This window comes from Paenibacillus sp. FSL H8-0168, from assembly GCF_038592955.1.
GTDB lineage: Bacteria > Bacillota > Bacilli > Paenibacillales > Paenibacillaceae > Paenibacillus > Paenibacillus polymyxa_B.
Genome location: NZ_CP151948.1, coordinates 2,282,299 through 2,305,723, shown reverse-complemented (window position 1 = coordinate 2,305,723; position 23,425 = coordinate 2,282,299). Strand labels below are relative to the sequence as shown.

The 23,425-nt window shown below is 46.0% G+C and carries 20 protein-coding genes; all 20 read right to left on the bottom strand.

Annotated features, from left to right (window positions below; translation table 11 throughout):
• Positions 1-81: 81 nt before the first annotated feature.
• On the bottom strand, positions 82-1,158 hold the full coding sequence (locus tag MHI21_RS10875; protein ID WP_342419985.1) for a RodZ family helix-turn-helix domain-containing protein: 1,077 nt from the start codon (positions 1,156-1,158) through the stop codon (positions 82-84).
• Positions 1,159-1,188: 30 nt separating this feature from the next.
• Positions 1,189-1,962 carry a DUF3388 domain-containing protein gene (locus MHI21_RS10870; protein ID WP_013370747.1) on the bottom strand — a complete coding sequence of 258 codons (774 nt, stop codon included), beginning with the start codon at positions 1,960-1,962 and terminating at the stop codon, positions 1,189-1,191.
• A 227-nt stretch (positions 1,963-2,189) separates the two neighbouring features.
• Positions 2,190-2,444 carry a DUF3243 domain-containing protein gene (locus tag MHI21_RS10865; RefSeq protein ID WP_013309950.1) on the bottom strand — a complete coding sequence of 85 codons (255 nt, stop codon included), beginning with the start codon at positions 2,442-2,444 and terminating at the stop codon, positions 2,190-2,192.
• A 100-nt stretch (positions 2,445-2,544) separates the two neighbouring features.
• The gene (fabG, locus tag MHI21_RS10860; RefSeq protein ID WP_165175604.1) at positions 2,545-3,312 is read right to left on the bottom strand and encodes a 3-oxoacyl-ACP reductase FabG; all 768 of its coding nucleotides are present in this window, start codon (positions 3,310-3,312) and stop codon (positions 2,545-2,547) included.
• A gap of 20 nt (positions 3,313-3,332) precedes the next feature.
• Positions 3,333-4,613, bottom strand: coding sequence for a pitrilysin family protein (locus tag MHI21_RS10855; protein WP_023988233.1), 1,281 nt, complete (start codon positions 4,611-4,613; stop codon positions 3,333-3,335).
• Positions 4,614-4,615: 2 nt separating this feature from the next.
• Entirely contained in the window at positions 4,616-5,896 is a 1,281-nt protein-coding gene (locus MHI21_RS10850) for a pitrilysin family protein (protein ID WP_342419984.1), read from the bottom strand.
• Between the two features lie 160 nt (positions 5,897-6,056).
• Positions 6,057-6,908 carry a spore cortex-lytic enzyme gene (gene sleB, locus MHI21_RS10845; RefSeq protein WP_103047848.1) on the bottom strand — a complete coding sequence of 284 codons (852 nt, stop codon included), beginning with the start codon at positions 6,906-6,908 and terminating at the stop codon, positions 6,057-6,059.
• Positions 6,909-7,133: 225 nt separating this feature from the next.
• Entirely contained in the window at positions 7,134-9,812 is a 2,679-nt protein-coding gene (locus tag MHI21_RS10840; RefSeq protein WP_165175608.1) for a DNA translocase FtsK, read from the bottom strand.
• A gap of 103 nt (positions 9,813-9,915) precedes the next feature.
• Positions 9,916-10,128, bottom strand: a complete 213-nt coding sequence (locus tag MHI21_RS10835; protein WP_165175610.1) for a YlzJ-like family protein — start codon at positions 10,126-10,128, stop codon at positions 9,916-9,918.
• Complete coding sequence (locus MHI21_RS10830) at positions 10,125-10,973, bottom strand: ATP-dependent Clp protease proteolytic subunit (RefSeq protein ID WP_165175612.1); 849 nt, start codon at positions 10,971-10,973, stop codon at positions 10,125-10,127. Before MHI21_RS10830 ends, MHI21_RS10835 begins: the two co-directional genes overlap by 4 nt.
• 229 nt (positions 10,974-11,202) lie before the next feature.
• Positions 11,203-12,882, bottom strand: coding sequence for a ribonuclease J (locus tag MHI21_RS10825; protein WP_013309942.1), 1,680 nt, complete (start codon positions 12,880-12,882; stop codon positions 11,203-11,205).
• Positions 12,883-13,231: 349 nt separating this feature from the next.
• Positions 13,232-14,113 (bottom strand): 4-hydroxy-tetrahydrodipicolinate synthase, encoded by an 882-nt coding sequence (dapA, locus tag MHI21_RS10820; protein ID WP_342419983.1) that lies wholly within the window; start codon positions 14,111-14,113, stop codon positions 13,232-13,234.
• 39 nt (positions 14,114-14,152) lie between these two features.
• Positions 14,153-15,370, bottom strand: coding sequence for an aspartate kinase (gene dapG / locus MHI21_RS10815; protein ID WP_342419982.1), 1,218 nt, complete (start codon positions 15,368-15,370; stop codon positions 14,153-14,155).
• A gap of 23 nt (positions 15,371-15,393) precedes the next feature.
• Positions 15,394-16,431 (bottom strand): aspartate-semialdehyde dehydrogenase, encoded by a 1,038-nt coding sequence (locus MHI21_RS10810; protein WP_341161699.1) that lies wholly within the window; start codon positions 16,429-16,431, stop codon positions 15,394-15,396.
• A 134-nt stretch (positions 16,432-16,565) separates the two neighbouring features.
• Entirely contained in the window at positions 16,566-17,159 is a 594-nt protein-coding gene (locus tag MHI21_RS10805) for a dipicolinate synthase subunit B (protein WP_029517031.1), read from the bottom strand.
• Positions 17,156-18,055: a dipicolinate synthase subunit DpsA gene (gene dpsA, locus MHI21_RS10800; RefSeq protein WP_250261595.1), complete on the bottom strand. Its 900-nt coding sequence runs from the start codon at positions 18,053-18,055 to the stop codon at positions 17,156-17,158. The genes MHI21_RS10805 and dpsA overlap by 4 nt, the downstream gene beginning before the upstream one ends.
• Before the next feature lie 184 nt (positions 18,056-18,239).
• Positions 18,240-18,686, bottom strand: coding sequence for a dUTP diphosphatase (gene dut / locus MHI21_RS10795; RefSeq protein ID WP_013309936.1), 447 nt, complete (start codon positions 18,684-18,686; stop codon positions 18,240-18,242).
• Positions 18,664-19,929, bottom strand: coding sequence for a pitrilysin family protein (locus tag MHI21_RS10790; RefSeq protein ID WP_061829434.1), 1,266 nt, complete (start codon positions 19,927-19,929; stop codon positions 18,664-18,666). The genes dut and MHI21_RS10790 overlap by 23 nt, the downstream gene beginning before the upstream one ends.
• Positions 19,930-19,995: 66 nt before the next feature.
• Complete coding sequence (locus tag MHI21_RS10785; RefSeq protein WP_342419981.1) at positions 19,996-21,000, bottom strand: polysaccharide deacetylase family protein; 1,005 nt, start codon at positions 20,998-21,000, stop codon at positions 19,996-19,998.
• Between the two features lie 230 nt (positions 21,001-21,230).
• The gene (gene pnp, locus MHI21_RS10780) at positions 21,231-23,333 is read right to left on the bottom strand and encodes a polyribonucleotide nucleotidyltransferase (RefSeq protein WP_250261597.1); all 2,103 of its coding nucleotides are present in this window, start codon (positions 23,331-23,333) and stop codon (positions 21,231-21,233) included.
• Positions 23,334-23,425: the final 92 nt, after the last annotated feature.

The following is a 23,425-nucleotide window of genomic DNA, read 5'->3' as shown; positions in this document are numbered from 1 at the left end:
GTATACACCTCACTTTGCGGAAAATGAAATGACTGCCTTTCCAGGAATTACAGTCATTAGTATTTCCTCGCACCAAGGCGTTTATTCACCATCAGTAGTTGTAGAATCTGTACCATTTTGTGCTGAATCCGTACTGCTACCTGTCGTAGAATCTGCAGGTGAACCCGTCACTCCTGCACTCGTTCCGGTCGAAGAAGCTTCTCCTTGCTGGATCAGTACACGTGTAGTCGATTTATTATCTGTTATCGGTTGACCTGCTACGGAAATATCTGTGGCAGAAGACCGTCCTGATTTGATATATAAACCTTCCGGACCAATATCGAAAGACATGGCATCTCCACTTTTAGTCATACCGTAGCTCAGCTTTTCTCCACGGGAATTTTGTCCCTTGTACACTTCAAGCCAGCTTTCACCCGTAGCTTTAATATCAACCTTGGCTGTGGCTCCCGTTGCACTGGAAACTTTGAAAATCGTCGTCTTGCCTTGCTTGCCGTCCTGTGCCACAGTTATACCTTGTTGTGGTGTAGTCGTATCCGGCTGCTGTCCAGTATCTGGAGTAGTAGCATCCGTATTCCCCGTACCATCTGGCTGAGTTTGTCCGGTTTGCCCCGCATCAGGAGTCTTCCCACCAGCACCATTTGGAGCCGTCGTTTGACCATTGTTCGGCTGTGTCGTAGTGGTATCAGGAGTAGACGTGCTTGGCGTTGTGCTTGGCGTTGTACTTGGTGTTGTAATCGGCGTTGTGTTTTCTGCTGTTTTTGGAGTTGAATGGTTGTTGCTCACCCAATAAGCATAAATAACCCCAACAATGAGAACTAGAAAAAGCCACATTAACGCTGTAGGCAACCATTTAAGATTACCAATCGTGGCGGGACGGCTTGAGCGTTTCTGTGTAACAGGCTCCATCACTGCTTCCGGCTCAGGTTCAGGCACATTGCTTTGATGCCCTTCCAGAATCTCATCGGGGTTCAACCCGACCGTTTCAGCGTATGTTTTAATAAAAGCTCTGACATAAAAGCTTCCCGGCAGCACTTTGTAATCGCCCGTCTCAATGGCTTCCAGATAACGTTTGCGTATCTTCGTCATTTCCTGAACATCGTCAAGGCTCAATCCTTTTTGCAGCCGGGCCTCCTTTAATTGCTGACCCAGTTCTGACATGTCATCATCTCCTTGTATAATTACGCTTATTTAAAGATCTTCTGTATAACTGGCTGTAAAGGTATCATAAATAATTTCCTCAGCCGGATTATTGCGAAGTTCAATAATGATATTGAAATCGTCAAAGCTGTATCCTGATTCACGTACAAATACATCAGGATGCTCAATCACTTTAGTACTTGGCATGCTCATGATTTCCTGAAGCAGGTGATAATGTCTTTCATTTGACCGAATTGTACTCACAATACCATCAATAATAAACACATTGTTTGGGTTCATTTCTTCTTCAGAGAGCTGACTGCGCACCGTCTGTCGTAGTAACGTTGAAGACACAAAAGTCCAACGCTTCATCGCGCAAACACTACTGGCAATAATGGATTCCGTTTTGCCCACACGCGGCATCCCGCGAAGACCGATCACCTGATTGCCGTCCCTCTTTAATACTTCACCCAAAAAATCGACCAGCAACCCAAGCTCATCGCGTGTAAAGCGAAATGTTTTACGATCATCTGAATCCCGATCGATGTAACGGCCGTGTCTTACTGCCAATATATCAACCAGTCTCGGAGCACGTAAGGCCGTGACTGTAATGTTGCTCGCTTTTTTTAACGTGTCTCCGAGAATGCGTATTTTCTCGTCATCGTCCGTTTCAAGCAACATCCCCCGTCTTTCACCTTCAACACCGTTGATTGTCAGTATATTAACCCCCAGAATACCAAGCATGGAAGCAATGTCTCCCAGCAGTCCGGGTCGATTTTTATGTATCTTGTACTCCATGTACCACTGTTTCGTTTCTTCCGTCACGTTAGCACCTCATTCACATTCAAACCGTCAACAACTCCAAATCAAAGCATTATTGTATCATAAAATAACATCTTTCGACAAAACCAATTATTGAAATTCGATAGGCTACATTGTGTTGTAAGCCTCAATCACGTTTATGATATATAAATTACAATGGAATTACAAGAACAGCTCTGTAACCATTACAGAAAAGCCCCCAAAAGGGAGCTTTTCATGTTGGTTCCTACTTATGCGTTGCTCTTAGCCAATTTAACCATTAGCCGGGCGATGGTGTGACGCTCGTCCTCATCGGCAACTCCCCACAGTTCTTTCAGTGCGCGGTTGGAGTGGTTCGCTGGGTCGACCTTCTCATCCAGAAAATCACCGATTTCATAAGCAAGCTCTGAAATGGTATCTTGGCTGATTCCCAGCTTCTCCGCTTGCTCTACACGCTGACCAAGGAACTTTTTCCAAACATCAAAATTCTGAACAACTGTTGACATACTTAAATCCTCCTTAGATGATTCAGATTTAAAATCAACAGTTATAATATGCTCTTCTCAAACGCTTACTATACTGGTGGATTCCTCCAAGCGCTATCCCTTAAGTCACCCATCCTCCATTAGGACTTATGACCTGGCCATTAATATAACCTGACTCAGGAAGCGCAAGAAAATAAACCAGGGACGATATTTCATCAGGTCGAGCCAACCGTCCGGCAGGAATTTCTTCTTCCAAACTGGTAATTTCGCCTTTATCCAAATGATCCAGCATCGACGTATCCACTGCACCTGGAGCTACAGCATTCACTGTCACCCCGGAAGGTGCTACCTCTTGAGCCAACGCTTTAGTGAAAGCGTTAATGCCTCCCTTGGTGGTGGAATACAACACCTCGCACGATGCGCCACATATCCCCCACACGGAGGAAACATTCACAATGCGGCCATAGCGTTGGGAAATCATATGTGGCATAAAAACCTGCGTGCACATAAAGGTTCCCTTAACATTGACGGCCATCACTTCGTCCCATTCCTCTTCCGAAACATCTGTCAACAGCCCATAATGAGATAATCCGGCGTTGTTCACAAGAATATCCGGCTTCATCCCGTGATTATCCAGCTTTTCCCGCATGCGTTCGATCTGCTCCTTGCTCCGCAGATCCGCTGACACGGTCATTACCTTGCCTGAATAAGCCATGCAACGACGGGCAACTTCATTTGCTTTTTCATGAGACTTCATATAGTGAATGACAACATTCATCCCTACAGCTGCAAAACGCTCAGCAATTGCCGCACCAATTCCGCCACTCGCTCCTGTAATCAGCACCGTTGTATCGCCAATTGCTTTTAATTCTCCGCCCCCGGTGGTCATCGTTTCCCTCTCCCTGGACATTACGGACTCACCACTAGTGATATTGCGAGTTGATCCCACTGGATATGGTCTTTTAGACGGCGATTTACATCCTCAAGCGTGATACTTTCATAAATAGGAAGAAGTTGGAAAAAATCACTGCCCCGGAAGCGATGTCTTGTAAATTCATGTGCAATATTTTCTGGTGAATTGAGTGTACGCAGATAACCACCGATTTTCTTTTTGCGTGCCCGTTCAAAATGTTCTGCTGCAAAGCCCTGCTTCTGAATGGACTCCACCTCTTCACGTATTCTCGCCAACAGCCGATCCGGGTCTTTGGTATCCCCGCCGATTGCAGAGAATGCATATTGCTGCGTACTATTGTACTCATGACCAAAACTGTCCGAAATCAGATCCTCATCGTAAAGCTTTTGATATAGTTGTGTACTGGAACCAAACAGGAGATCAAGCATCAGCTTGGTTTCCAGATCATGACGAAGTAATTCTTCACCCGTTAGGCCTACTTCAGCCTCCTTGAATCCAAACAGTAGCTTTGGCAGAGAAACGGCCAGCTTCACCTCACGACGTGGTTCTGCAACTGTAGTGGGTTCATCGTCGAAAATCCGCTCAATCTCTCCCTGCGGCTTATAGTCCTTTTTGGCCTGATTGTTACGTACCAGCTCTATTACTTCAGCTGGATCCACTCCGCCCACTACAAAAAGAATCATATTGCTTGGGTGGTAGAAAGCTTCATAGCAACTGTACAGCGTTTCTTTTGTAATCGTACTGATGGATTGAACAGTACCTGCGATATCTATATGCACCGGATGGACCTTGTACAACGCCTCGATCAGACCAAAGTAACTCCGCCAATCGGGGTTATCTTCATACATATTAATTTCCTGGCCGATAATGCCTTTTTCCTTTTCTACATTTTCATCTGTAAAGTAAGGATGCTGCACAAAATTGACCAGTGTGGTCAAATTTTCTTGAATACGCTCGGTTGCCGAAAACAGATATACTGTTTGATCAAAGCTCGTAAATGCGTTCGCCGATGCCCCATTAGAGGAAAAGGTAGCAAAAATATCGCCTTCAGGCTCTTCAAACATTTTATGCTCCAAAAAATGGGCTATGCCATCCGGCACCTTTACGGGCTGTTGACCTTCTACGCGGAAATGATTATCAACTGAGCCGTATTTAGTTGCAAATGTGGCGTATGTCTTCTGAAAACCCGGTTTGGGCAACACATAAACGTGTAAACCGTTATCCATTACTTCATAGTACAGCGTTTCCTGCAAATGCTCATAAGGTATATGCTCCACCGCTATTCCCCCTTCCGGTCTCTCAAGAAATAAATAGTGTCCAGTCGGAACGTCCGGGCGGCATCCTGAACATCCTGCACCTTGACTGCCTCCACCTGACTCAGCAGCTCATCTACTGTCCGTTCTTTACCGGAAAGCTGTCTGTTAAAATCATAGGCGATCATTTCAAAAGCGGAATCCTGCATCTCCTTTAGCAAGTTGCGAATCATCGCCTGCGTTTGGGTCATTTCCAGCTCAGTAATCGCTCCGTTTTGCGTATCTTCCAGTTGCTTGCGAATAATAGTAACCGCTTTTTCATAATTAGGAATTTCAATACCAGATTGAATCGTACCAATACCTTTATGCCCGTCATACCGTGATGAAGCGTAATACGCCAAACTTTCCTTCTCCCTCACATTAACGAACAGCTTTGAATGCGGATACCCGCCCAGAATGCCATTGTACATCAGAGCGGAAGCATAGCGATCGTCTCCATACGTAATAGGGGTGCGCAACCCCATGTTGAGCTTGCCCTGGTTCACATCAAGACGCTCTACAACGGTTTGAACATCACGCTCTACCGACTTGGGCTGTTCAGGAACATACCCTGTTTCCGCTGAACGATTCAATTGAAAATAGCGATCAACAAACTTCTCAACTTCTTCTAGCGTCGTATCTCCCACAACGTATAAATCCATGCTGGCATGATTCAGCCATTCTCCATAAGCCTTATACAAGCTCTCTGCATCTATACTGTCCAGATCAGATCGTTGACCAAGAGGGTGCAGACGATAAGGCTCATCCTTGCACATTTCCTCCATACAGCGCTCACCAGCATAACGTATTTTATCGTTAACTATAGATTCCAGCTTCTTACGCACATTTTCTCGTTCCTGCTGGACGTATCCCGTTTGAAATGCACCATTTTCCAATGCAGGCTTCGTTAGCACTTCTCCGAGAAAAGAAAACGAACGATCCAGTAAACTATCTGGACTATTTACAAAGCTGTCATTAATCGTATCCATGCGAAATTGCACGATCTGATAATCTCCACGTTTATACACATCGAAACCGAAACCCGCGCCATACAATTGCTCTAACTGTTCTCTGAATTGTGTAGTCTGCGGATACGATTCTGTACCCCGTCGCAGAACGAAAGGTACCAGTCCCACTCGAGTTACGGTGTCCTCCCGTAGCGGAGTGCCTACATACAATGATATAGCAAACGTCTTAAAGCGCTTGGTCGGCAGTACATGAATCCTCAGTTGTCTGCGTGTGCCACGCTCGAAACCTGTTTTGTTCAAGTCCAAAACTCCTTTGTGACGTCAATTTGCGTCTAGCCTTTGATTAGCATTAGCTGCTGTGAATCTTCCTCCTGTAAAGAGGTAAAGTGTACCAATCTTTATTCTAACCATGCAAAAGCCAAGAAGCAACCGGAGACAAGCTCCCGGCTGCTTCGGCGTTTTACATGCAGAAAATATGCTCCCCGATGGTTTTCACCTGCGGACGGGACCAAATCCATTTGGAGGTGGCTGTTTTTGGGTTAAAATAATAAAGACATCCTCCGCTTGGGTCCCAGCCGTTTAGGGCTTGGCGTACCGCCTTTTGTGCAGTCTCATTCGGTGTTAGCCAGATTTGACCGTCTGCTACAGCTGTGAAAGCTCCTGGTTGAAAGATCACTCCAGATGGTGAGTTGGGAAAGCTAGGTGACTTGACCCTGTTCAAAATAACAGCCGCGACGGCAACTTGGCCTTCAAACGGCTCGCCGCGGGATTCACCGTAGACCGCGTTGGCCATAATTTTAAGATCGTTTTCAGATAGTCCCATGGTGTTGGCCGATCCCATCGTTTCATCATTTTGATCTGCTTTATCGTTATTGTCCGCTGTCTGTCCCTGAGCGGAACCTTGATTGTTACGATGCATAGGAGTTTCCGTTGGCTTCCAGTTAGGAGTAGCATTCACCAGCTTTAATTTCGTCTTTGCTCCGACCACTCCATCAGGACGGATGCCAAATTCCTTTTGAAAACCCTTAACAGCTTTTAGTGTACTGCTGCCAAAATGGCTGTCCACTTTCCCGCCAAAAAAGCCCAGCAACTTCAAACGTGATTGCAACTCATATACATCCTGACCGTAAGATCCAAAATCAACCGCTCCCGAGCTGAATGTCGGCTGGGAAGGTTGCGCCGCTTGTACTTTCTGCTGTGTGCTCAGCGGCTCTGCTTGCTGCTGTGCAGAGTCACTTTTAAAAAGTCCTGTGTACGTAATAGCCGAGGCTGCGAGGATACCCGTGCAAATCCAGACCATTGTCTTTTTCATATGCTGCGCTCTACCTTTCTTTTGTGGGATTAACAGGATGGCTACGTTTATTATGACAAGCTCCGCTTAAAGCTATTCACCCTTTTAATCTTCTTTCAGCAGGTAGTCGCCACACCTCAAAAAACATCACAAAAAAACACTGTTTGTGCACTTGGAGTTGTCATATTAGAACAACCACCATGCGAACAAACAGCGTTTTAATGTAGTGCTGGATAGAGATCATGCTTAGGAACTTACTTTATTTTGCTGATATTGCTCCATTGAGATAAGGACCTCACGGGGCTTGCTGCCCTCGTAAGGGCCGATGACTCCGCGAGCTTCCATGGAGTCAATCAGTCGAGCAGCACGTGTATAACCGATCCGCATACGGCGCTGAAGGAGCGAAACGGAAGCTTGTTTAGCCTCTAAAATGATGTTGACAGCCTGATCGTACAGCTCATCCAGCATTTCATCTGCATCAGCAGATACCTCTTCCACCTCCGGCACTAGCGTTTCATCATACTGCGCTTCACCCTGTTCACGTACGTAGCTAACAATATTTTCGACTTCTTGATCGCTCATGAATGCTCCCTGAACGCGGACTGGTTTGGAAGCACCCATTGGCATGAACAGCATATCACCACGTCCGAGTAGCTTCTCGGCTCCACCCATGTCCAATATGGTACGGGAGTCTACCTGCGAGGAAACGCCGAAGGCAATACGTGAAGGAATATTGGCTTTAATCACCCCGGTAATTACGTCAACCGAAGGTCTTTGCGTTGCAATGATAAGGTGGATGCCTGCTGCACGCGCCATTTGGGCAAGTCGTGCAATCGCATCCTCCACATCTCCCGCAGCTACCATCATTAAATCTGCCAACTCGTCCACAATAACGACGATGTAAGGCAGAAATGCATCCGGGTTATCTTTCATCAGATTATTATAGCCCTCAATATTACGGGTTCCTGATTTGGAAAATAACTCATATCTTTTTTCCATTTCAACTACAATTTTCTTTAATGCAAGTGAGGCTCGCTTTGGATCAGTCACGACCGGAGCCAACAAATGAGGGATTCCGTTGTACACGTTCAACTCCACCATTTTAGGATCGACCATCAAAAATTTGACCTCATCCGGCTTTGCTTTGTACAAAATACTCGTAATGATCCCATTGATACACACTGATTTACCCGAACCTGTTGCCCCAGCTACAAGCAGATGGGGCATCTTGGCCAAATTACCGACAATCGTCTGTCCTGCGATATCACGTCCGAATGCAATAGATAAATTGGAAGCTGACTCCTGAAAAACGGTTGTCTCCATTACCTCACGCATCGTTACAATGGAAACTTCATTATTCGGAACCTCAATTCCGATAGCAGATTTGCCAGGAATCGGAGCCTCCATACGGATATCTTTGGCAGCAAGCGCAAGCGCAATGTCATCCGTCAGACTCACAATGCGGCTGACCTTTACTCCAATGTCCGGCTGAATTTCATAACGCGTTACGGCAGGGCCACGGACGACCTCCAGCACCTTCGCCCGCACACCGAAGCTTTCCAGCGTTGCCTCCAGCTTGCGTGCCGTTTGCATGTAATCCTTTTGTCCCATACCTTTGCCTGCGTTTTGTGGTTTAGCAAGTAAACGAAATGATGGGAGCTTGTACGGTTTAGGCGGCGGCGGAGCCGGAATAGCTGTATGGTTACCTTCAGCCTCTTCGCCTGCCACCCCAGTTGCAATCGTCTGAGCTTGTCCCTGAGCACCTTCTAATGTCCCCTGGATCGCTGTCGAATCATCCATATCCGTATTTGCACTGGCATCCACAAAGTCATCATCCAGGGATTCGTCAATAATGGAAGTTGTCTGCTCTGCCCCTGTCAGGGACTCTCCAAATTCAGCTTCCGGTCTTCTTTCCTCATGCTTTACTTGTTCGAAGAAATCCCTAATAATCGGCGACCTTTTTACCGGAGTTGCAGCTTCCTGCTCAGCGTGTTCGACTACGTCAGACATCTCTTCACTCTGGTTGCCGTTTCTCCACTGGGCCTGCGCGTCCTCAGCTTCATATGGAAGATCATGATCATCCTCATCCGTATCGACGGAATGCTCATCCTTGTCCGCTTTATCTGAATTTTTGAGACCAAACAACTGAAAGAAAATCGGCTGTTTACGTGCAGGAGGCTGCATTTCGTCAAAGTCATCATCCATGTCTTCCTCATAGGCAGGAATGGGCTCAGACCTGATTTTTCTATTTCCACTGCCTTTGCTTGATGCTGAAAGCGGAGTAGCTTTACCAGTCCATTTTTTGCGCACGCTTCCCCCGGCTGTCAGCAGCTTGGTCTTTACAATCCGCACCAAATCCACATAGGACAGTTGGGTCATCAGCATGAAACAAATGACGAACATAACAATCATGATCAGTTTAGCTCCCGTGAGACCAAACAGCCATAACAGAACAGTAAGCTGCAATGCGCCTACGTAACCCCCGCTGATATCCTTGTTCAGCATTGAGGTATGGCCCTGCTGGTCAGGCGATAGCAACTGCTCACGCATATCTATATGTATCTGGGTCATCACTCCGCCCGGCTGAAGCGCGTTGATGGGCCCCAAACGCTGCTCCATAGATGAAATAGAACTCATAAGTGTAAAGGCAAATACCAACAGGAGCAAACCCGTTTTACGCGAGTTCCACTGGTTCGGCCACTTGCGGTGAATCATCACCATCAGACCATAATAAATGCCAATGAGAGGGATAACAAAATAGAATTTCCCCAGTACGAGCCCAAACATCTTGGATAGCGACCGACCAACGGCCGCTTCACCCGACAACGCAATGACCGCTAATGTAATCAGCACAATGCCGTAAATTTCAAATTTTAGAACTCCGCCAAATGCGGCTTTCTTTTTTCTTTTTCTTCTTCTGGACATACAAGGTCACCCCCCAGAAGAATATTATACCACGTCACCCGGTATCCGCACATATGTTCTTTTTCAACAGTAAATGACCTATTTCTAAACTATTCGACACCTTCTACGACCACTCGATGACTTGACCTGGTCCATAACGCGGATTCAGGTAGGCTTCCAGTGGACAGTCCAACAACCGTACAATGATCCCCCGACGAGTTTCAAGCGGCTGTACTTGCATAAGTAGACCGTCTACCCGAACCTCTGCAAACTCCTCAGCCTCTTTCCACATCCCTTGCCATACCATTTCCATTGGCATTACAGTATATAGTGTCATTGTGGTAGCTCCCCACTAGGCTCCCCTGACAGTGTCTCTGTAGGAGTTCCTGTGGCACTAGGAGAAAAAGGAGCATACGGAGCCTGCTGTTGAATCCCAGCGATCCCGTTTTGCTGACGCCGCGTTTCAATAATGGTGTTCAGCTGTTTTAAAGCCTCTCCGATGCCTCCAACCGCGTCCATCAATCCATACTTCACTGCATCGGCTCCCCCAACCGCTGTACCAATATCGCGGTTTAACTCACCGGTTTTAAACATCAGTTCCTTAAACTGCTCTTCTGTAATACGAGAATGAGAAACGACGAAGCGTACAACACGTTCCTGCATTTTTTCCATGTATTCAAAAGTTTGTGGTACTCCAATGACCAGACCGTTCATACGAATGGGATGAATGGTCATCGTCGCACTCTCCGCAATGTAGGAATAAGTGGAAGACACAGCAATAGGCACACCGATGCTATGCCCCCCACCTATGACAATGGTCACCGTTGGTTTACTCATCGATGCGATCATTTCAGCAATAGCCAGTCCTGCCTCTACATCACCACCAACTGTATTCAGCAAAATCATTAATCCTTCGATACGAGGATTTTGTTCTGCCGCTACCAACTGGGGAATAATGTGCTCATATTTTGTCGTTTTGTTTTGAGGCGGTAAAATGAGATGCCCTTCAATCTGACCGATAATCGTCATGCAAAAAATATTGGACTCGCCTCCAGGCATGGAGGTTTGACCCAGCTGCTGCAAAGCCTCCATAGCAGGCAAAGCGGGTCTTTGCCCAATTTCTGGTTGATCTGGCGCTTCCGTTTCCTCGTTGCCAGATGTTAGATTGCTGTATTGTTCCATATGGGTGATCTTCCTTTCGCTTTACGCATCTATATGACCCGTATTCACCCTATAGTATGGGATGTAAATGGAATATTTTATACCCGACCCCATGATTTTCCTTGTCTCGGGAAATCAAAAAAGCCTCTCCTCCCGCGGAAACCGTCCAATATTTCCTGCGGGAAGAGAGGCGACTGTGTGCCTGTGACTTAAGTTTTTAATTCAGGTTTTTGAACAAATTTCAATTGAATCACACTTCCATTATAATTGGCAGGATCATCGGTCTCCGACGAGTTTGCTCATACAAGAAGCGACCTAGTGCATCCTTGACGTTTGTCTTGAGGGAAGCCCATTCATTTACATTTTCACTCATGAGCTTATGCAGTGTACTTGAGACAATACGATTCGCTTCATCCAGCAAACCTTCCGATTCACGGACATATACGAAACCTCGGGAAATGATATCTGGTCCCGATTTAATCGTTCCGTCTTGCTTGCTCAGCGTAACAACAACCACCAAAATACCGTCCTGTGACAGCAATTTGCGGTCGCGCAATACGATATTTCCTACATCCCCTACGCCTAGTCCATCGATCAGTACGTTACCTGCTGTAACTTTACCAGCTCTGCGTGCTCCACCATTCTGAATTTCAATGACTTCACCGATATCCGTGATAAAGATATTTTCAGGCTCAATACCTACGCCTTCAGCAAGAAGAGCGTGACGACGTTGCATTCTGAACTCACCATGAATTGGCAAGAAGAACTTTGGTTTCATCAGATTCAGCATCAGCTTGAGTTCTTCCTGGCTTCCGTGTCCAGAAACGTGGATACCTGGATTAGCTGCGCTGTAATATACATTGGCACCCAGACGGAACAGCTCGTCAATTGTGCGTCCAACGTATTTTTCATTACCTGGTACTGGAGTAGCTGCGATGATGACTGAATCCCCTGGAAGAATGTCAACCTTTCGATGTGTGGAACGAGCCATTCTTGTCAAAGCTGACATCGGTTCACCCTGACTGCCTGTGCAGAGAATAACTACACGATCCGCTGACATTTTGCCAACTTCTTCAGGCTCAATCAGCATTCCATCTGGAATTTCCAAATAGCCCAAGTCCGAAGCAATACCTACGACATTAACCATGCTTCGACCAATAACTGTTACTTTACGTCCCGTTGCTTCAGCAGCATTAATTACCTGTTGAATACGATGTACGTTAGAAGCAAAAGTGGCTACGACCACACGCTGTCTCGACTTGCGGAAAATGTCTTCCAGGACAATACCAACGCTCTTTTCCGAAGGTGTAAAGCCCGGTTTCTCGGCATTTGTACTGTCTGACAAAAGAGCCAGTACGCCACGTGTGCCAATTTCAGCCATACGCTGCAAATCTGCATATTGTCCGTTGACCGGAGTATGGTCAAATTTGAAGTCACCTGTATGAACAACAGCGCCTTCAGGAGTATCAATACATACACCTACAGAATCTGGAATACTATGGTTGGTTCTGAAGAATGTTGCTTTCAGTGTGGAACCCAGCTTGATTTCAGAATCAGCATTGATCAAAATACGTTTGGTTTCACCAAGCAGATTCGCTTCCTTCAGCTTGTTTTCCACCAATCCCAGCGTCAATTTGGTACCATATACTGGTACATTCAAATGTTTCAACACGTAAGGCAAACCGCCGATATGGTCCTCGTGACCATGAGTCAGCACAATGCCTCTTACTTTGTCGCGGTTCTCTGTAAGGTAGGAAATATCAGGAATAACGATATCAATGCCCAGCATGTCCTCTTCCGGGAATTTCAAACCGGAATCCACCACGACAATGTCATTGCCGTATTGAACGACATACATATTTTTCCCGATTTCACCGACGCCGCCCAAAGCGAAAATCATCAATTTATCGTTGTTTGTTTTTTTAGACAAATGAATCTAAACCTCCTATGGTAGTTGGACGTCGTACCTTGATTTGTTTATTTAATTTTCAAAAAAATACCGCACCCAGTCACTTGACCCCATTATACATGATTAAAATACGAAAAAACAAGTCATCCTGTTCGTTACGCTAGGTTTCCCATTGCCGTCTGAAACCATTAGTATCTGTCATTTTGTCTACATACATGGTTAAAAGCACAGCAAAAAGGGCGTCCTGTAAGAACGCCCTTCACGCTGGAAACCTTGTCAGACAATAAGCCCTATCGGTTTTGTACCTACCGACTGCCCTTAACAAGGATACTCCTTAGTATTAATTAACATCTTACATTCCTATTTCTCTTTAGCGGGTAAATAATTTCTTAATAAATTCCGCTTCATCCTCAGTTGGAGGAATGAGCGGCAACCGAACCGAACCTACCTTAACCCCCCGTAATTCCAATGCATATTTTACTGCCACCGGATTAGGCAGAGGATGAGGACAGCCAAACAAGCCCTTGAAAATAGGGAACAACTGCTGATGCAACTTTGCTGCCTCCTGCGAGTGTCCTCCTACAAGTGAATCGATCATCTGCTTCATTTCAGCACCTACCACATGACTCGCTACGCTGATAATACCATAAGCACCTACAGCCATAGCAGGCAACCCAGAAGCATCATCCCCGGAATAAACCAGAAAACCTTCTGGCGCTGCCGCTGCAATCTGTGTGACCTGCGCAAGTGATGCACATTCTTTAGTTCCCACAATATTCGGAATTTGTGCAAGGCGCAGTGTTGTTTCAGCTGTTAGACTCGCTCCAGTACGACTTGGAACATTATACAGTATAGCTGGGAGGGATGTGGAGTTCGCAATACTTTCGAAATGCTGATACATCCCTTCCTGATTCGGTTTATTATAATATGGCACTACCAGTAGAACACCATCTGCTCCTGCCTGCTCCGCGGCACGGGTCAGATGAATGGAGTGACGCGTATTGTTGCTTCCAGTCCCGGCAATAATTTTACATCGTCCAGCTGCTTTTTCTACAACAAATGCAAACAACTTGATTTTTTCATCATCGCTCAGGGTAGGAGACTCCCCTGTTGTTCCAGATACAACAAGTGACTCTGAGTGCTGTTCTTCTATTAAGTAATCAATCAACGAGGACAATGCAGTCCAGTCAATCTCTCCTTGCTGATCAAAAGGTGTCACCATTGCGGTAATCAATCTGCCGAAGTTCACCATGCTGCCTCCTTTTTGCAAGTCCGAGCACGGACACTGCGCCTATTGATGGAGTTCAAATTTATTATGCAATGCGCGTACAGCCTGCACCATATCTTCTTTTTTAACAAGTACCCAGATCGTCGTGTTGGAATCTGCGGATTGAAGGATCTGTACGTCTGAATCTGCCAATGCCTCCACAATCGTCGCCATAATGCCCGGTACCCCGTTGATACCACCACCTATGACAGAAACTTTAGCACACCCGGCCAGTATCTTAGGTTCTAGACCCAAACCGTTCAATACTTCAACCGCTTTGCTTCCATCATGATCGAACACAGTATAAACTGCCCCCGATGGCGTTACGTTAATAAAGTCAACGCTAATTCCATGTTCAGCCATAGATTTGAATACTTGTAATTGCAAGTGCTCCAAACCCGGCTTTAACTCAACATTAATCTGAGTGACATTGCCGACATACGCAATACCGGTCACGAAACGGTCTACGATGTCTGCCTGCACGTCTTTAAAGCCTTCCGGGTGGGTAACTAACGTACCTTCTCCTTCGGAGAAGGTAGAGCGAACACGGACCGGGATATTAGCCTGCATGGCGATTTCAACAGCACGAGGATGGATAACCTTTGCTCCCTGATGAGCCATATTACAAATCTCCGTATAGCTAACATGTGTAAGTGGCTTTGCGTTTTCCACAATGCGCGGATCGGCAGTCAATATACCATTCACATCCGTATAAATATCAACCATATCCGCATGTAGAGCAGCACCCAGAGCAGTAGCTGACGTATCGCTGCCTCCCCGACCCAAGGTAGTCATATCACCGTCTGCTGTTTGTCCCTGAAAACCTGTCACAATGACAACTCTGCCTTGGTTCAACTCTTTAACAACACGGTCTGGCTTTATATCCAAAATACGAGCATTGCCGTATTGATCATCCGTAATAAAGCCCGCCTGTGCCCCAGTTAGCACCGTAGCAGGAATATCTTCCTTCTCCATCAGGCTGCATAATGTAGCAGCAGAAATGATTTCACCACAGCACAGCAGTAAATCCCGTTCGCGCTTCGGAAGACTGTCGCCGTTAGACGCCGCCCAATCCAGCAGCGTGTCGGTGGCATAAGGCTCTCCTTTTCTCCCCATGGCCGACACAACAACAACCAATTGAAGATTTTGTTCCAACTCCCGCTTCACATGTGCCAGCACAAGTTGACGTGCTTCAGGTGTGGACAGCGAGGTTCCCCCAAATTTCTGCACCAAAATACCCATTATTCTTCCCCCATATCGGAACGTTACTCCGCGTTTGCAGCAATAATTTCCGCGATTTGCACCGCGTTCCATGCTGCTCCTTTGAGCAGGTTGTCGGATACGACCCACAAATTCAATCCACGGCTATTGCCCAAATCACGGCGTACACGACCCACAAATACGTCAGGTTTTCCTGCAGCATCAGATGCCAGTGGATAAAGCTGAGCAGCAGGATCGTCCACCAGCGTTACTCCCGGTGCCGAAGCCAGCAGATTGCGGATTTCTTCTAAATCATAATCTTTTTTAAGTTCTACATATACAGATTCCGAGTGACCGTATACAACAGGAATACGCACACACGTTGCTGTTACGTCCACAGATTCGTCACCCAGTATTTTTTTCGTTTCACGTACCATTTTCATTTCTTCCAGTGTATAACCATTGTCCTGGAATTTATCGATTTGCGGGATAGCATTAAAAGCAATCTGATGCTTTACTGGCAACGAGCCTACTGGCAACAGATCAGGCTGGACTTCATCACCGTTCAGAATCGCTACGCTTTGACGATTCAATTCATCAATAGCTCGGCTTCCAGCGCCGGAAACGGCCTGGTATGTGGATACAATGATACGAGAAATGCCATACTGATCATATAATGGTTTCAAAGCAGCTACCATCTGAATGGTGGAGCAGTTCGGGTTCGCAATAATTCCTTGATGCTCGGCAATTTTGTCGCTGTTCACCTCAGGCACTACAAGAGGAGCTGTCGGATCCATTCGGAATGCGTTGGTGTTGTCAATGCAAACTGCCCCATGACGAACAGCATGCGGCGCCAATTCCTTACTTACGTCTCCACCTGCACTAAACAAAGCAATGTCGATTCCTTCAAAGCTGTCGGGGGTAGCAATCTCTACTGGAATTTGCTGACCTTTAAAGCTAATTAACGTGCCGGCAGAACGAGGCGAAGAAAGAAATTTGATTTTGTCCACAGGAAAATCCCGTTTTTCCAGCAGATTTACGATCTGTTCTCCTACAGCGCCTGTCGCTCCAACGACAGCTACATTAAACTTTCTATTGCTCATCTGGTGTATCTCCCCTTCTCGACTAAAAAACCATTTTTTATTCTGAAAGCATCCACCGCCAACAAGAAATTAGACCCGATACAATATCGAATCATCTTCTAGGCGAGGGATGCTCAGCAGTTAACTATAATACTTCATGGGGTCTTGCGTTCCACAATCATCGGCTGAAGCTGTTTGCCCTGCAATGCTTCATAAGCAGCCTCCGGGATCAACTCCATGTTAGCTACAAGCGAGTTCGGCTTTTTAACTGGATTGTCCTGTCCGAACGGCACAAAAAAGATATTTTTGGCTACGAGTAATTTGGCGATATTGGCAGCATTTAGACCCAGTCCATCATTAGTAGATATAGCTAAAAGAAGTGGACGACCGTTGCGCAATTGCGCCTTGGCAGCCATCAAAACTGGGCTGTCTGTCATTGCATTCGCTAACTTACTCATCGAATTCCCCGTCAAAGGTGCAATCACCAGCACATCGAGTATTTGGGAGGGACCCAGTGGCTCAGCCTCCACAATTGTAGAAATGATATCATTCCCTGTTATATCTTTCAACTGTTTTTGCCAACTTTGCGAAGTACCAAAGCGAGTATCCGTTGTTAGTACTGTATTGGATATAATAGGAACGACCTTCGCACCCTCATCAACAAAGCGCTGTATAACAGGCATTACCTCTTCAAATGTGCAATGTGAGCCTGTAATTGCATAACCTACTGTTTTCCCTTGCCAACTCATTGTGCATCCCCCCGATCAGGATTATCTTCCATTAACAACTGCACCAGCGTATTCGCTATAATGGCACCAGCAGTTTTGGGAGCAACTATACCGGGAAGACCAGGGGCAAGCATAGCCTTGATTCCACGCTTTTCCGCATAACGGAAATCACATCCGCCTGGGGCGGAAGCAAGATCTATAATCACGGTGCTCAATGGCAATTTAGACAGGATTTGCGCTGTGATAATCATAGAGGGTATCGTATTAAAAATCAAGTCAACTCCCTTTGTCTCATGCGCCAAATCCCTTGTCATAAAAGGCTCCCAACCCATTTCCACGGCTCTTGCTGCATCCTCTGCCCGCCGTACTCCAACCTTCACTCTGGCTCCCAACCCCTGTAGTGCTCTTGCCATGGTAAATCCAGTCCGTCCCATGCCTAGAACCATACAATCTGCACCGTGAATCGTAAAATCAGTATGCTGAATGGCCATCATCAGTGCGCCTTCGGCCGTAGGTATAGAGTTGTATATGGCCACATCATCTCTCTCCAGCAGCTCTACCAGCTTTAACTCATGTCTGGTACAAATTTCTTTTAAGTACGTCCGCGCCATCCCTGTATATACAACGCAATGCGGTGGAAGAGCAGCAGCATGTTCATTCAGAAACTGGAGCTTCTGTGCTCCGAAAAGTGCATTTACGTTGCCTTCCTCATCGCATCCCACCACCGGCAAAATCAGTGCGTCTGACGATTCCAGCAGCTTAACAGACATTGGTTCTAGTGTCACTCCTTTGAGTGGTACTTCAAGCTTGTCAAAACCGACCACACTGACGGTAGCATCCATGTCCACACATTTGCGGATTACCTCAAGCTGCCTCGCATCGCCACCCAAAACAACGACGCGTATTCCTGTTAGCATCCGGATCACTCCTTTCCGAGACACGATATGCTTTTAGTCTATGCGAGTGCCCGGAGAGGGGTGAAAAAACACAAAAAAAAGCCGCCCCTTGATGAGGCGACCTTTATATGCATACTTACTCTTAAGCAAGTAAATTTGAAGCTTTTACAAAATAGACATGCTTACATTGCAAACCAACCATAGCTCAGCGTCCTGTATGGCCAAAGCCTCCAGCACCACGCACCGTTTCAGATAATTGGTCTACTTGTTTCAGCTCTACCTCAGGTACAACCTGAAATACCATTTGTGCAATTCGCTCATTGCGCGTAATCGTGAACGATTCTTCCCCCAAATTAATAAGAAGTACCTTGATCTCCCCACGATAATCCGCATCAATCGTTCCCGGTGTATTGAGACAAGTAATACCATGCTTAAGAGCCAGTCCACTTCGCGGACGGATTTGTGCCTCCAATCCCGCTGGCATAGCTATTGCAAATCCAGTGGGAACGAGGCAACGTTTGCCGGGTTCCAGTACCAGATTTTCCTGTACTGCTGCATACAAGTCAAACCCTGATGCAAGCTCTGACATTTTGCGGGGCAGCTCAATATCTTCATTGCCCGCAAGTCTGTTAATTTCCACGTAAGTTAACAAAATAGTCCCTCCTCATATCCTTTACCGCTGAATCACTCGCTCCCACCATCGACAGGGCAAACGGCTCCGAGAACATCCGATCCAGCACTTTGTTCACATCATTTGCCGTCACTTGCTCGATATGTTCGATCATTTGATCCAGCGTATAATGCTGACCGAGCATTAATTCATTTTTTCCAAGCCGATTCATCCGGCTACCTGTACTTTCAAGGCTTAAAATCAAACTTCCTTTTAATTGTTCCTTACCTTTACGAAGCTCATTAGCGTCCAAACCGTTGACAGCCACATCTCGTAAAAGCTCCAGCGTCAAATCCAGCACGTCCTTTGTTTGCTTAGGAGCCGTACCTGCATAGATCGTGAACAACCCACTGTCCGCATGGGAGCTATGATAGGAATAAACCGAATAAGCCAGTCCACGCTTTTCCCGAATTTCTTGAAACAAACGTGAACTCATGCCGCCGCCGATCGCGTTATTCAGCAAAACCATAGCATACTGGAGCTCGTCACCCGCTGCAAATCCAGGCAGGGATAAACAAATATGATTTTGCTCCGTTGCTTTCTCATGATACAACAGCTCACCGTTAAACACAGGTACTGTCAGCGGCGAAACGGTTCCATGATTATCAAAATGTCCAAAATGTCGCTCCAACAATTCTACCAAGCGATCGTCAACATTACCAGCCACACTGATAACTGTATTGTCGATTGTATAATGCTCCTTCATATAATGACTGAGGTGTGAGCTATCCATAGCAAGCAGGTGATCTTCGGTTCCGAGAATCGGATAAGCCAGTGGATGTTCACCATAGGCCGCGCGAGATACAAGATCGTGCACCATATCATCCGGTGTATCCTCGTACATGGAGATTTCCTCCAAAATCACATTCTTCTCTTTTGCCAATTCTTCCTGATCTAGTTTGGAATTAAAAAACATATCAGACAGCACATCAACTGCGATCGGTAGATGCTCATCCAATACTTTGGCATAATAGCATGTATATTCCTTCGAAGTGAAAGCATTAACATTTCCTCCGATGGCATCGAATTGCTCAGCGATTTCCTTAGCGTTAAAACGCTCTGTTCCTTTGAAAAGCATGTGTTCGATAAAATGAGAAATACCGCTATTGTCCGGCGTTTCATTCCGGGAGCCAGTTTTAACCCAGATACCGAAAGAAACTGAACGTACGGTTGGAATTTTTTCAATGACCACTCTTAGGCCGTTTTTAAGTTGAATTCTTTCCACGATTGGCCCTCCTAAACTGAATTGCATACTTAGCCATAATGTTCAATCCTAACAGAAAAAAGACGTTCACTCAACCGGAGCAGGTAGTTGCCGATCAGGGGAAAGTGTCTGACTGACAGTTCCGAGCACAAGTCCCTTACTACGAATAGCATGAATCATGCCTTTGAGAGCAGCCGATGAGGAATCTGTTGGATGCATCAATATCAGGGAGCCTGATTCAACCTTACTACTGATTTTGTTAATCACCGATTCCGGTGACGGATGTCTCCAATCTACAGTGTCCAATGTCCACAACACTGTTTTGAGCCCATGTTCTGCTGCTATATCCACCGTTTGCTGATTAAAATCACCCGATGGAGGGGCAAACCAGTTATTTTTGATACCCAAAGTTTCTTGAAGAAGCACTTGAGTCTTTTCAATTTCTTGTGTGGCTCTGGCTCGACTCAGACGGCTCATATTGGGATGAGAGTATGCATGGTTCGAAAGCTCATGCCCTCTTTTTTGAATCTCCTTGGCGAGATCAGGATTTTTTTTCAACCAACTTCCATCAAGAAAAAATGTAGCCTTGACCTTTTCCTGATCCAGCGTGTTCAGTATCGGCAGGATAAATTCATTCCCCCATGCTACATTGATCATGAAAGATACCATCGGCTTTTCGGGATTCCCCCTGTAAATTGGAACATTACCAAGCTGATTTAAATGTATTTTAGGTGCCAATTGCCGATAAACATATTGAATGGGTCGATCCGGAGATGCAATTGCTTTGCGATAGGTAGCATCCAAATCCACCTCCAGTCCGTTATAGCCTGGAATAGCCTTCCATACCCTGTCGATCTTGGCATCAACTGGTTCCCGCCGCTGACGTGCTGCTTCTGTTCTTAGTCGCTGCATAAGCGCATTGTCGGGCAAAGCTGCTATCGCCATCGTGGTTACAGTCTCTGGCTCTTTAACCCCTGTAACGTCTCCATTGCGTAATTGACTAGCGTAGTCACGAACCCCACTAAACTGCCCGATTACGAGTGTGATGGCTAAACTGGCTACCACCCACACTGCTCGTTTTGCCCTACTCATAATTCCTTCATCCCCCCGCCCGTTTGTCCACATTGTATGCGGCGAGGACAAGAACTATGACGTAGCAAGCTCTAGAAGCTCACTTGGGTGCAGCTTGTGCATATGTATGAAAAAAGAGCCAGAAACGTAGCTCTGCCTCTTTCCAAAAGCTTAAACAATGCTATTCAAATCCCTTGTACTGTTAATACGAAAAGCTACTCCTGCCTTTCTAGTCTGCTACATGCAGATACCTAGGATTTTGCAGGTGCTTCTGCAGTCAGAACAGCCTTACGGGACAGATTGACACGACCTTGTTGATCAATTTCGGTTACTTTCACCGTAATTGTATCCCCAATAGCAATTACATCTTCAACTTTGGCTACACGCTCAGTAGACAGTTGAGAAATATGAACCAGACCATCTTTGCCCGGTAAAATTTCAACAAATGCACCGAATTTCTCAATCCGTTTTACTGTACCGATGTAAATCTCACCGACCACGACTTCCTTTACGATACCCTCAATAATAGAACGTGCTTTTTCATTCATCTCTTGATTTGTGGAAGCGATGAACACACGACCATCTTGTTCAATATCGATTTTCACGCCGGTTTCTTCGATGATTTTGTTGATGATTTTACCACCAGCCCCAATAACATCACGGATTTTGTCCGGGTTAATGTGCATTGTCATAATTTTTGGAGCATACGGAGACAACTGCTCACGCGGCTTCTGGATCGCTTCCATCATTTTGCTAAGAATGAACAAACGTCCTTCTTTAGCTTGCTTGAGCGCATCCTGTAAAATCTGGCGGTCAATACCGTTAATTTTAATATCCATTTGAATGGCAGTTACGCCTTCCGCGGTACCAGCAACTTTAAAGTCCATATCGCCCAGGTGGTCTTCCATACCTTGGATATCAGTCAATACGGAAACATGGTCTCCATCCTTGATCAATCCCATGGCTACACCTGCAACCGGAGCTTTAATCGGTACACCTGCATCCATCATAGCCAGTGTACTTGCACAAATACTAGCTTGTGAAGTCGAACCATTCGATTCCAGTACCTCGGAAACCAGACGGATTGTGTATGGAAATTCAGTTTCGGAAGGAATTACTTTGGAAAGCGCACGTTCACCAAGAGCACCATGTCCGATTTCACGACGACCTGGCGCACGCAAAGGACGAGCCTCACCTACGCTGAATGGCGGGAAATTGTAATGATGCATGAAGCGTTTTGTTTCTTCCAGATCAATACCGTCCAAAATTTGTACATCACCCAATGCACCAAGTGTACAAATGCTAAGTGCTTGCGTTTGACCGCGTGTAAATAAGCCCGAACCATGAGTACGCGGCAAAATGCTAGTGTCGCTTTCAATCGGACGAATTTCGTCAAGCTTACGACCATCAGGACGCACTTTATCATGCGTGATCAGACGACGTACTTCTTCCTTAACGATATCATAGAGAACTTCGCTCACGTCGCTCAAAAGCTCAGGTGTCTCTATGTATTGTGCTTCAAAATGGGCAACTGTCTCTTCGTTGACTGCATCAATTGCCTCTTGACGGGCATGTTTTTCTGCAATTTTAACAGCTTGCATTAAACGTTCAGCTGCATAAGCACGTACTTCACTGTTCACTTTTTCATCAACAGCATGCAGTTTAACCTGCATTTTCTCTTTACCTGCTACTTGCACCAATTGTTCAATAACTGCCACAATGTTCTTAATCTCATCATGACCGAACATAATAGCTTCCAGCATAACTTCCTCTGGAATCTCATTGCCTTCGGCTTCTACCATCATGATGGCATCTTTCGTTCCGGCTACAACCAGGTACAGATCGCTTGCATTCTGCTGTGCAATATCCGGGTTAATCACAAATTGCCCGTCTACACGTCCTACAGCGACTCCACCGATTGGCCCATTAAAAGGCACATCCGAAATGCTAAGTGCTGCCGAGGTTCCGATCATTGCTGCAATTTCAGGTTCGCAATCCTGATCGACACTCATAACCAGATTCAACACCTGTACATCATTCCGGAAACCTTCCGGGAACAATGGGCGAATTGGACGGTCTGTCAAACGGCTGGACAAAATCGCTTTTTGACTCGGACGTCCTTCACGTTTAATAAATCCGCCAGGAATTTTCCCCACAGCATACAATCTTTCCTCATAGTTTACGGTCAGTGGAAAAAAGTCCAAATCTTTCGGTTCACGGGAAGCGGTCACGGTACAAAGCACAACTGTTTCTCCGTAGCTCACTTTAACTGCCGCATTGGCTTGTTTCGCAAGACGTCCTGTTTCCAACACCAGCTTTCTTCCGCCGAGCTGCATTTCTACGCGTTGCTCCATGGTATCCCTCCATTTCATTTCATTGTAAAAGTTCTATACATATCCAGTATTTCCTGCGCAGGTCTTATTCATAAGAAGCTAGCAGACAAATC